This window comes from Veillonella dispar, assembly GCF_937975875.1.
Taxonomy (GTDB): Bacteria; Bacillota; Negativicutes; order Veillonellales; family Veillonellaceae; genus Veillonella; species Veillonella dispar_B.
In genome coordinates, this window is the sequence record NZ_CALJSP010000031.1 from 1 (window position 1) to 12,056 (window position 12,056).

8 protein-coding genes and 1 pseudogene are annotated in these 12,056 nt (G+C 40.1%); 1 reads left to right on the forward strand and 8 read right to left on the reverse strand.

The window, feature by feature from the left end:
• Positions 1-745: 745 nt before the first annotated feature.
• From hemQ to Q7P05_RS01255, 6 genes are all read right to left on the reverse strand, one after another.
• A complete protein-coding gene (gene hemQ, locus Q7P05_RS01230) occupies positions 746-1,477 on the reverse strand; it encodes a hydrogen peroxide-dependent heme synthase (protein ID WP_060923924.1) in 732 nt (243 codons plus the stop codon).
• A 122-nt stretch (positions 1,478-1,599) separates the two neighbouring features.
• Positions 1,600-3,222 (reverse strand): protoporphyrinogen oxidase, encoded by a 1,623-nt coding sequence (gene hemG, locus Q7P05_RS01235; protein ID WP_303930122.1) that lies wholly within the window; start codon positions 3,220-3,222, stop codon positions 1,600-1,602.
• Positions 3,219-4,118, reverse strand: a complete 900-nt coding sequence (hemH, locus tag Q7P05_RS01240; protein ID WP_119206268.1) for a ferrochelatase — start codon at positions 4,116-4,118, stop codon at positions 3,219-3,221. Before hemH ends, hemG begins: the two co-directional genes overlap by 4 nt.
• A 4-nt stretch (positions 4,119-4,122) precedes the next feature.
• On the reverse strand, positions 4,123-5,166 hold the full coding sequence (gene hemE, locus Q7P05_RS01245; protein ID WP_119206267.1) for a uroporphyrinogen decarboxylase: 1,044 nt from the start codon (positions 5,164-5,166) through the stop codon (positions 4,123-4,125).
• Positions 5,167-5,329: 163 nt separating this feature from the next.
• The gene (locus tag Q7P05_RS01250) at positions 5,330-8,212 is read right to left on the reverse strand and encodes an AAA family ATPase (protein WP_303930125.1); all 2,883 of its coding nucleotides are present in this window, start codon (positions 8,210-8,212) and stop codon (positions 5,330-5,332) included.
• A complete protein-coding gene (locus Q7P05_RS01255; protein ID WP_303930126.1) occupies positions 8,202-9,473 on the reverse strand; it encodes a DNA repair exonuclease in 1,272 nt (423 codons plus the stop codon). Before Q7P05_RS01255 ends, Q7P05_RS01250 begins: the two co-directional genes overlap by 11 nt.
• 329 nt (positions 9,474-9,802) lie before the next feature.
• Here Q7P05_RS01255 and bioB point away from each other — a divergent pair, with 329 nt between their 5' ends.
• Positions 9,803-10,831 (forward strand): biotin synthase BioB, encoded by a 1,029-nt coding sequence (gene bioB / locus Q7P05_RS01260; protein ID WP_303930128.1) that lies wholly within the window; start codon positions 9,803-9,805, stop codon positions 10,829-10,831.
• A 118-nt stretch (positions 10,832-10,949) separates the two neighbouring features.
• Here bioB and Q7P05_RS01265 read toward each other — a convergent pair whose 3' ends face one another.
• Both Q7P05_RS01265 and Q7P05_RS01270 read right to left on the reverse strand, forming a co-directional pair.
• A complete protein-coding gene (locus Q7P05_RS01265) occupies positions 10,950-11,312 on the reverse strand; it encodes a hypothetical protein (protein WP_303930129.1) in 363 nt (120 codons plus the stop codon).
• Positions 11,313-11,756: 444 nt separating this feature from the next.
• A pseudogene (locus Q7P05_RS01270) lies at positions 11,757-11,975 on the reverse strand (TetR/AcrR family transcriptional regulator); the annotation flags it as partial.
• Between the last annotated feature and the right edge of the window lie 81 nt (positions 11,976-12,056).

Below are 12,056 nucleotides of genomic sequence, written 5' to 3' on the forward strand. Positions count from 1 at the left end.
GTATGCTACTGGTTCTCCGTGCGTAAGGCAGCAAATATGAACGTATAATTTTCTGGAACAGAAAATTTACGTTCACTGGACCGTACAACAAAATATAATTCACTTTTCTTAACTAAGTGATAAAAGAAACCCCGTATCTCTCCTCCATACTTATCAGGTCTGCGGCCTAGGGCCTTGACCTCGTAAGTCGGATTGATGCGGGGTTTTCTTTTATGAAAATATAGTTATGGATAAGCTACTCAAACATAGTGAATTATATTTTACGCAGTACAAGACGTTAACAAATTTTCTGTTCAAAATTATAGCCTTCATTTTAAGGGAAGAAAAAGAGGACTGCTAAGCAGTCCATTCATTCTAATTTGACGATATATATCTTTATCTCTATAATATAAATAGATAGTCAGACGAGTAGGAACGTCAGGCGCATCTCAAAAACTAATTATCTAGGAAATGGCCTTTCTGTTTATCTAATTACGCATGGTAACGGAGGGCTATTTGCTTTTTGTGAGGCAAATAAGCGCTATAAGTGCACCAAAGGAAATGACTAATGTCAATATTCCAATGATAACTGTGATAAGTTCAAAGTCACTCATAAGCTCACCCCCTTCTATAACGAAGAGAGACCCAACCTCGCTGACTACCTTAAGAACATTATAATCTGAACAAATATACGATACAATAAGAAGTTATTTATTGATATATATGAATTAAATAATAAAAGAGCCTGCTAAAGCAGGCTCTTTTATTATCCAAAAATTTCTTCTAGTAGTGCATCGTCGATGATGGTACCAACGTAGAAGTCGCTAAAGATGCCGTATTTTGCACTGGCTACTTCAAAGCGCATATCGTATACGATTTTTTTGAATTGAATGTCGTCGTTACTGAAGATGGTAATACCCCATTCCCAGTCGTCTAGTCCACAGCCACCTGTAGTGAATTCAGATAAAACGTCTAAGTATGTTTTACCAAGTTCGCCGTGAGATTTCATTAACATACCACGTTCTTGAGGTGGTAGCATGAACCAGTTATCATCGCCTTCACGTTTTTTGCTCATGTTATAGAAGCAGATGTATTTATCGCGAGGTACATGAGGGTACAGTTTTTGATTAACTTCTTCTGTATCGAGTTTAGCTTTAACGTAAGCACTTACTTCTGTTACAGATGTATAGGAATATGTTTGAACTAATACACTTGCAATAGCGAGGCGACGGAATTTGCGTTCTACTTGTGCCAAGTATTCAAGGGATGGACCAAGGATCCATAGGATTAAATCCCCTTTTGCGCCATTGCAATCATAGAATGCATAGCTACCTTCTTTAGCTTGATGTTTAGCTTCAAGATCCGCTAAGAATGCTTTTAATTCGTTGCGTGCTTCTGCTTTTTCTTCAGCTGTAAAGCAGTTCCATGCGCTGAAATCCATGGCAAATACCATGTGTTGGCTATGCCAACCTTCTACTGTAGGGATTGCTTTCCCCATTATGATCACTCCTATCTATGGTGATTATATTAAAATGATATATTTCTATTACTATAAGAATCGAAAAGACTCCATATACTATTATAGCATATGGAGTCTTTTCTTATAATTATTAATTAATATCAATTTTCATTACTATCCACAATAGACTGTACGAGTTCTTTCGCCTGTTTTACACCATCAGGAATACCGATGCCATCAAATGGCGTACCAATAAGGTGTAAGTTTGGATAATTCTCGGCTACATGTTTACGCACAGCTGTAATACCTGCACGATGGCCCACATTATATTGCGGCATACAATGAATGAGACGGTTAATACGAACCCATTCAGGTTGCGTAGAGAAACTCATAATACGTTGTATTTCCTTTACCGCTAATTCTGAAAGTTCCTCATCATTGAGATGCTCTACTACATCATTGCCAGGTTTACCAATAAAGACGCGCAATACGATTTTATCGTCAGGCGTTGTTTGAGGCCATTTTTGATTAAGAATAGTACACGCTGTAAGAGGCGTATCTGTATTACGTGTAATCAAAAGGCCAGAACCTTTTAAATCACCATTAAATGTAGCTTTATCAAAGGCCATGATAGCAATAGCGCAACTCGATTGTTCCATAGAACGCAAGAAATCAAAACCTTCGTCATCCTTAAACCATTGATTATATGTTGCCGGTGGTGTACAGATAATGACCTGATCTGTATGGGCAGTAACACTATTACCAGTGGTTTCCTTAACGAGACTAGATTCTACATCAGAACACTCATGACTAATTAACTGACCATTACAGTTACAATCCTCAAAATCTTGTTTTACGATGTCTAATACATATTGACCATCGGTGTAGCGAATATCAGAGACTAATGCACTGGTATGTAGTGATACATTGCTAGGCATGGCTTCAACGATGGCAGTTATAACGCTTTCAAGGCCACCTGTCAATTGACGGAACATGCCCGATTGAGCAGCAGTGCCCTTACGGCTTGCCATATCGGCTTGTGCCTTAGTGGACTTCGATTCATGACTTTCAAATTGACGGTCTGTCATAGTCCCTTTACCAGCACGCGGTACGTCACCTTCAGCAACAGCACCTTTAGCCGCTTTAGTAACCCCCGCTTTGGAGTGGCCCATCTTAGCAGCCATCATACCTTTTACCATATTCCCATATTTTTGTTCTACTTGAATAAAATGAGGGAACGTAGACAATAGACTGATTTTATAAATATCGCCACCATAGATACCAGCTAATAATGGTTCGATGAGCTTATCCATCATTTCTTGTCCCAAATGATATTTAAAGAAATGACCAATGGATACGTCACCATTTTTATCGAGCTGATAAGGCTTTTTAAAGTAATCTAAGCCAGCGCGTAATTTTCCAGGCCACGAAATGAGCGTTGCTTTCACAAAGAGCATCATTTCTGTTGGAATCCCCATAATGGAGCCCCCTGGAATGGGATGTATGGAACCCTTGTCATATACAAAGGCTTGTCCTGTTTCATTCGACACAAGGGTATCACCTAAGCCGAGATCATAGATTAGGTCCGTCATTTCTGTTTTACGACCTAAATACGAGTCGGGGCCTAGTTCTACTACGAAATCATCAACTCGTTGTGTTTGTATTTTCCCACCAAATCGTGGTGCTTGTTCGTAAAGAGTGATATTCCAGTCCGGCTTCGCATGACCTAAATAATAAGCCGCTGTCAATCCTGTTAGGCCACCGCCCACAATTGTTACATTCACGAATGAATCCTTTCTAATATTGCACTCGCCATAGCTTGTAAGAATGTTTCATTACAATTCGGCATCTGTGCACGCATATATACAGCGCCGCCCGCATCAACGAGTTCTTTACACTCCACATCATTATCGTACAACACCTCTACATGATTGCTGACAAAGCCAAATGGTACAAAGGCGATATGTATCGCACCGTTACGTAGAGCTTGATCGATGGCCTCTTGTACGGTAGGACCTAACCATTGACCATGTGGGGCCGCACTCTGCCAAGCCACAGACCAATTAGATAAACCACAACGTTCTGCGATTTCTCGGGCACTTTCCTCTAAGGCTAACGCATAAGAATCTCCATTGTGGCTATTAATAAGCGGTATACTATGAGCACTAAAAATTACAAATACATCATTAGTAGCATCGATACAATCCGAAACGGCTTTTACCCAATATTCCATAAACGCTGGCTGATCCCACCAGGAGCGAATCACATCAAAGGTTACACCTTGATGGTTACCAATGGCAGCTTGTACTTGCTTCTCATAGGCACCTGTACCAAGAGATGTAAAGAATGGAGCCGTTACAATAGCAACAATGTGTTCTACACCTTGTTGGACTAAATCATCTACCGCATCAGCAATGGATGGTTTCATATGAAGATAACCAATAGCTGATGGCATTGATGGTAACAATGTAATCAATGTTTCATATTGACGCTCTGCCATTGTTTGTAATTCTATATTAGACCATTGTCCAATTGCATCATAGCGACGTGTAAGATTAACCACTTCCGCCTCTGTAGGCACACGACCATGACGAATGCTCGTCATATATGGCACTAAATCATCCTTACTTGAAGGGCTACCATAGGATAAAAATAATAATCCTTTTTTCTCAATGTTCACTAGATTACCCCTCTTGAGCCCATAGTTCACGACTACGTTCATGTACATAGTCTGTGAGCCAATGAAGCTTTTTAGGATCCGCTTCTGGGAATACGCCATGACCTAAGTTAAAGATATGGCGACCGTAACGAACACCGTCAAGTAAAATACGATCTACTTCATGAGCTAATGTTTTTTCATCGGCGAATAGATACGCTGGATCTAGATTACCTTGTACCGTTTGTGTTACACCTCGTTCATTAGCCATAACGATGGAGCTACGCCAATCAAGAGCGATTACATCCAATGGCAAATGAGACCAAATAGATACGAGATGATCCGTACCAACACCATTCATGGCCATAGGCATGTGAGGGTATCGTTCCTTTACAGTCTTAATAATGCGTTCCATATGAGGATAAATACCTTGTTTATATTGGTCCGCATTCACTGCACCTACCCAAGAGTCGAAGATTTGTAGTGCATTCGCACCCGCTTCAGCTTGCATAGACAAGTACTCAATAGACATATCCGCTAACTTTGTCATCAATGCATTCCACACATCAGGAGCACCGATGAGCATGCCACGAGTTTTATTGTAATTCTTTGTCGGGCCCCCTTCGATGAGGTATGACGCAATCGTAAATGGTGCGCCACAGAACCCGATGAGCGGAACGTCGAGCATACCAGATGTTAACAGTGTAATTGTTTTTCCAATATAGTCTACCTTTGTAGGATCAAAGGTATCTAATTTATCTACATCAGCCATGGAGCGAATCGGTGTATTAAACACAGGGCCTACACCAGCCTTGAGTTCTACCTTTACATTCATGCCGACCATAGGACTCATAATATCCTTGTAAAGAATTGCAGCATCCACGCCGTATTCTTTTACAGGCAATTCCGTAACGCGAGCGCATAACTCAGGCTCTTTTGTAATCTCAAAGAGCGTATATTTTTCCTTAATTTTGCGATATTCCGCTTGGCTACGACCAGCTTGGCGCATATACCATACAGGTGTTACACCAGGGTTCTTCCCTTGGATCATATCTAAATATGCTGTATTCAAGTACTCAACCCCTTTCTTTCTAATTTATACTAACACACTATGATAACTAAAACAGTTACTTTAGTTACATCACATATATCATCACTATGAATATTCCCTGTGAAAGCTAAACACCTTCACAGGGGTTCAATTTAGTTGCGACTTAATCTGTAGCAATCAATGTTTAATTGCGACTCAATCTGTGGCAATCAATGCCTGTAATAGATTGAGCCATATCAAATACAGAACGTTGACATGTAAATAACCAGATTTGTTGGTTCTTTCCGACTTCAGCTAATAATTCTAATGCACTGCGCTGACGGTTTTCATCAAAGCGTACGAGAATATCATCTAATATGATTGGCAAGGATTCGACTTGGTAAGAGAATACCTTAGCTAATGCTAGGCGCAATGCCAAGTATACTTGGTCAGCCAAGCCGCTAGACCAGTACTTCAGCTCTAATCGCTCTCCATTGCCATTAACCAAGGCTACCCCTTCATTGATACCAAGAACATCAAAGGTATACATACCACTAGTTAACCGTTCTATATAAGAAGATGCAAGTTCTAACATATGAGGCTGCTTTTCTTGCTCATATGATTGTTGAGCCTTATCCATGCAGTGGCTCATCAATACTTGTGTAGCCCAATCTTCGAGAGCAGATTCCAGTTCATTTTGTAATGCTTCACGTTCTTGAAGCATTTGGTGTTGCTCTTGGTCAGAACCTAGGGCACGCATAGACTCTACAATTTGACCACGGCGCTCATATAAGATTGCCAACTTGTCTTCAATGGATGCTATTTCTCGTTCAGAATGAGCTAATTCATCAAGCCAATTATCCTTATTGCCTTCACGCAAGCGGCGATAGAATAAATCTCTATTCTCCGCATCAGGCGCTAATAGATCTAATTGAACCTGACTTTGTTTGTAAATGGTTTGCCATTGCTTGTATTGATCTTCATCAATAAGATGTTGACGATACTCGTTGGAGCTTTCCATACCAGCCTTGTGCAAGAGCTCTTGTTGACGAAGTAGCAATTCTTTTTCTTTGCGGTGCCAATTATCGTACTCATTGCGGAAGCTTTTACGTTGTGCTTCCTTTTGCTCCCATACAATTTTATTTTGTTGGAAGTTTTTGTATTGGTTATAAATACGTTTTAACTCTGTTGGAGATACTGGTGCTTCAACACCAAGGTTATACCACAAGGTCATCGCTTGGTCTTCAATAACGCGCAACCCTTCTTTATGCTCAGCTAATCGCTTTTCATAGCCTTCAATAGTGCGTAATTGTTCATGGTATTGATCATACTCTTGTTTAAGACCAAAGAAATCATCTTCGTTAAGACTCTTCGCCGCACCTTGTGGCAACCAATTTTGCCAAGCTGCAAGAGCTTCATCATAAATAGCTTGTAATGTATGGCCTTCTTGAATCCAACGGTCAAGATGTGCCGCCCCTTCTATGGATGGAATTGGGCTCACCACAGGTGTTGCGGCTTTAACCAACGCCTCTAGCTGATGTTCTACATCAGATTTACGAGAGGACAAGATTTGTAACTCATAGTTCAGTTTAGATACATCAGAATTACCATTATGGCGTTTCCATGTTGCATACCAGAACAATGCCATCGATAGGATTAACAATATAAAGCCACCGATTGTATATAGGACGGACTCTAATACTAAGAGGCCCGCTAATACAAGTAGTACACCAATAACGGCTGCTACACCGCTAATGCGTTGTAACCATTTTGGCAAATGACTCGGTTGTGCATCTGGACCATAGCTATCTCGTTTTTCCGTAACTCGATCTATATCCATCAAGATAAGCTCTAGTTCACGTTCAAGATGTTCTTTTTTTGCCAAGTCTTCTTCACTGTAATTTGGCAAGGATGCCCCGTCAAGGTTAGCTGCTGGCAAATCATCAGATGCCTCAGCAGGTTTACGATCTTGCCAATGCAATAATTGGTCTTTAGCAGTACGCAAGCGACTTGCTAAGCGCTCACCTTCAAACCAATTCACATCATCGGCCATCGGTTCATCATCACGCCATGCTGAATGCATAGAACGAGAAAATTCTAATTGTTCCCGTACCTTAAAGATGTACGCATCCCCTTCTTCACATTCACGGCGCAATTGTTCCCATTTAGCACCTTGTTGGATGAGGTCTTCAATATCTTGACCATAGGTGCCAAACGGACTATCAGGACTAAAGTTAGCCGGCATTAGGGCCGCTTCCTTCTCCTGCCACAGCTGCATATTGTCTCTAGCGCGTTTGATTTCCTCATCGATGCGAAGGAACTCATCACGGCTCAAGGCAAGCTCGCTATTATACTGCTGCATATGCATACGCGCTTCTTCGCTACGGCGATACGTATCCCACGCGCGCAATACCACATCGATGCCATCGCGGTATTCCTTCCACTCTTGCAACTGACCTTGCAATTCTGCCTCAGTCTGATCTGTACTGTGAAAGGCCTTTTGCAGTTCTACATATTGCGCTTCATGCTCAGCTAAATGGCTTAACTTTTGGCGATTTTCCTTAAGCTCATCCATCAACACGTTGATGCGGCGTTTACCATTGGAGGATGCTACCAATAAATCAGTAGCTCCTTTTTCAACGTCTTTTACGACAGAGCCTAAATGCTCGCCCCCTTCAGCGCCGAAGAAGCGAGACCGAACCTCTACCTCTTGTAGAACATCGAGGCCTTGTAAATCATCAAGGGTTAATGCAAAAATCCGGTTATATGTTTTTTTATCGATACCATGCCACCAATGTTGAGCAGGCTCCTCATGAATGGCTGGATTTCCAGGACTGTAAAAGTCCAGTTGTTTACCCTTACGACCGATGTAGTAGCTTTCACCATTACGATCCACATCGAGGGCACCCGTCATAGGACCATAAGCCTTATGTGTACCACCGAATAAAAGGGTGCGCATTCCTTCAAGAAGAGATGTTTTACCACTTTCATTAGGACCATACATGAGCTGAACCCCATGATCACCGGTAGTGAAAGACCAGTCGTGATACGGGCCAAATTCATCAAATCGTATGCGTTTAATGTTCATCGTTAGCCCCCATCAATACAGTAACACCTTCAATTTCACAGCGCTTCAAGGCACGCAATAATAACTCATCACACAACAAATCGGCATATACACCTAAGCGTTTAAATTCAGGACGTTCTGCCAAAATTTGACGTGCTGTCTGTACCGCATTACCATCAACCATATCGTCATAGGCGCGCAAATAATCGCCTACCACATCAGATAACAATCTACGCTCCGCTAAATTAATACTAGGACGCGTATTACACATCACGCGGTATGGCATAACGAATATAGATTTACTCTTCTCTTCGCTTTGAGACTCTTGCAACCATAATCTACGCACACCTTCTTGTGTACACAAACGATGCAATGGACCTGTTCCTACGAGAACAATAGAAAGCAAGATATTTTTCTTATGCTGTTTACGTAAATTCTCTTTTTTATGGCGTAAAATTTCTAAGAATTCTGCTTCAGTTTTCATGCCTGCAATATCAATTTTGATTTCTTCAAAACGAATAGCGCTGGTCTCAATAAATCGAGGTTCACAATGACCATTATGGGATACAGAAACAAGATAGCATCCCTTAGGGCCTATTTCTTTGCGGTGTAAACCTTGTGGATTACCTGCATAGACAACGAGAGGTTCCTCGCTAAGAACTTGAGATTTATGAATATGTCCTAACGCCCAATAGTCCATGGCAGCCTCTGCTAGGTCTGTTAAACTACATGGGCCAGTTACATTATGATTTTCAGAGCCCGCACTAGAGCCAACTGTACCATGCATAACAGCAAGAGAAAACTCATCACGTTCAAAGGCACGGTATTGGCGTGCGTAATTGTCGCTTTCATTACCATGACCACAGCTAATACCGTAAACGCCACCAATTTCAATATTGTTAACAATCAATGGAAAACGTTGTACTTGTTCACTAGAGAATACATGCACATTGTCAGGCATCTGTAATTGAGCCTTCCAGCTTTCAGCAGGGTCATGATTACCTTGCACCATATAAACTGCAATGCGATGCTCTGCCAAGCGATACATGGCACGTACAAAGCGTACTTGAGCCTCTAAATTGTGATCTTCGCTATTATAAATATCACCAGCTATGACAACAGCATGAACATGCTCATCAATAGCAGTGTCAATAATTGTATCAAAGGCTACATAGGTAGCTTCACTCACGGCGCGATCAACGGCGCGGCTAATACCTGTAGCATATTGGAAGGGTGCCCCTAAATGCAGGTCACCACAGTGTATAAATCGAAATGGCTGCATCTATATCCACTCCTTATATTAGTACTTTTATTATAGTTATATATAGTAATTACAATACTCTATTATACTACAAAACCCTAAAGATTACTTAAAAATAACTATCAATTAAAACCTTAACATAGATTTAACACCTTAATATAGATAGTAAAATATAGCCTCTAAAATTAGTTGTAAGTCATATAATTCCCCTGTATTAAAAGCGCTCTAAAAACTACATAAATATTTTTGTTAACTCAAAAATACATTAAGTTGACAATTTATGCACTAACGTTTACAATCAAATTGTCAATATTTTATATTTTTATCAAGTTAACAATTAGGAGGCTATTATGGCTTTGCCTACAGATCAACAACCATCCCAGGTGGGAACATACGAAAAAATCCTTACCATAGCAAATCGTATTATGCATGGTGGTGAAATTACAAAAGAAGAAGCAATTGAGTTAATTCATACATCTGATGATGATACGATGATTCTACTCGCTATGGCAGATAAAATTCGTCAGCATTTCAATGACAACTCCGTAGATGTATGCGCCATTGTAAATGCACGATCTGGCAAATGTCCTGAAAACTGTAAATTCTGTGCTCAATCTGCACATCACGAAACAGGCGTTCAAGTATATCCGTTCATGGATGATGAAAGCATCCTCGATGCGGCTCGCAAAGCTAAAGAGGCAGGCGCTATTCGCTTCTCCATCGTAACAAGTGGTCGTAATACTAATAACCCAAACGAATTCAATCAAATCATTCGCGTATTAGGCCGCATTAAAGATGAAGTAGGCCTCGAAATTTGCTGTTCTCTTGGTTTGTTAACTTATGAACAAGCTCTCAAATTGAAAGAAGTAGGTGTAACTCGATACCACTCCAATATCGAAACAGCACCTAGCCACTTCCCAGATATTTGTACAACCCATTCCTACGAAGATAAAATGTCTACCATCGACAACGCTCAAAAAGCAGGCATTCGCGTTTGCTCCGGCGGCATCCTTGGTCTTAACGAAACATTAGAACAACGCGTAGAAATGGCATTCGAACTTAAACGCTTGCATATTGACTCTGTACCACTCAATATTTTAAACCCTGTTAAAGGTACTCCATTTGAAAGCAATAAAGCGTTACGTCCATTAGATATTTTACGTACCTTCGCTGTATTCCGTTTCATCTTGCCAAACGCATTGATTCGTACAGCTGGCGGTCGTGAAGTCAATCTTCGTGACTTACAAGCGTATGCTTTAAAAGGTGGCCTTAATGGCATCATGGTTGGTGGCTACTTAACAACTGGTGGTCGTTCTCCACAAGACGATCTCCAAATGATTCAAGACTTGGAATTAAGTCGCAACTCTGCCCAAGTTTAACTTTCTGTATATACCATTCTCTTTTGAGGATGTTGTATATAAAAAATATTCCTAAGATTTATAAATTTTTTACACATATAAAAAAGAACCATCTAGTTTGCTGTGCTAGATGGTTCTTTTATTGCCATAATAAATTATAAATGGCTTGACCATTTGTATTGCCTTCAATAGGTTCAGGGTTTTCATTGAACTCTACATTTTCATAGGGTGTACCGTCTGCCATGTATGCATCTACCTTTAATGTTTCCATGGTACGGTTATATCTACTTATATACACTTTATATCGCAATTCGTCGCCACCCAGTTCATTGACCCGCAGCCACAAAAGCGCATCATAATCACTTTTTTGAACACTGTCGTTGTCAATAAATAATTGGTTTCCTGATGCATCTGGTCCAACATAATACCAGTCCGTTGCGTTAGCGGTCCCCCCTATACTGAGTAGCCACAAAAGGGACAATATGGTTAATATTTTCCTCATATGACTGCTCCTCTCATGCCTTAGAGCTGTATACTTTATAAAACTTTAATAGCCATTAAACCTTTATAAAATATACAACTTCTCCTTTATATATAATACCAAAATTGTCCCATATTTATCAACAATAATTAAACTTAATTATTATCTTTTTTAGAATTTCAAGAAATTAAAAGAAATTTCTTAAAAAATTTCATTTTTAACTCATTTTTTGTTCTTATAATGACAATGTCAAATGATAAATAGAGGTAACAATTCCCTGGTTACCATACGTGTATTTATCTCCCGACAAGTATTACTAACCCCAAACCTACTACTTGTTTAAATACATGGTTCATTTGATATTAATACTAACACTCCCCTTACATGAAAAAAGGACTCCAGTTGGAGTCCTTTTTTCGTTATATAAAACTTCAATAAATCTCAAAATATAAGCGTGTATAAATTCTATCTACTTTGTAATCCACGATAAACTAGTTCAAAAATAATTTTCTGAGCTTCTAACCACTCATCACTTTGGGTCCACTTATATTCTTTATTAATAGCATATAGACCGTGTACTAAAAATACAAAAACGGATACCCCCATATCAAACGAAACCCCAAGTGCTTCTGCCATAACGAGCCCTTGCCGATCTTTTTCACTCCGTATAATGCGTTGTAATACACAAACAATAAAAAACACCCTCTAAAGTGGAGCGGTTTCCGGGACATATCGCCTGTAATTCGAAATCCCGCAGCGAGATCG

What these genes read in the sequence shown, in the direction of transcription:
- hemQ (WP_060923924.1), bottom strand. Translation starts at nt 1,477, where the DNA reads ATGGGGAAAGCAATCCCTACAGTAGAAGGTTGGCATAGCCAACACATG.
- Q7P05_RS01250 (WP_303930125.1), bottom strand. Translation starts at nt 8,212, where the DNA reads ATGAACATTAAACGCATACGATTTGATGAATTTGGCCCGTATCACGAC.
- Q7P05_RS01255 (WP_303930126.1), bottom strand. Translation starts at nt 9,473, where the DNA reads ATGCAGCCATTTCGATTTATACACTGTGGTGACCTGCATTTAGGGGCA.
- bioB (WP_303930128.1), top strand. Translation starts at nt 9,803, where the DNA reads ATGGCTTTGCCTACAGATCAACAACCATCCCAGGTGGGAACATACGAA.
- Q7P05_RS01265 (WP_303930129.1), bottom strand. Translation starts at nt 11,312, where the DNA reads ATGAGGAAAATATTAACCATATTGTCCCTTTTGTGGCTACTCAGTATA.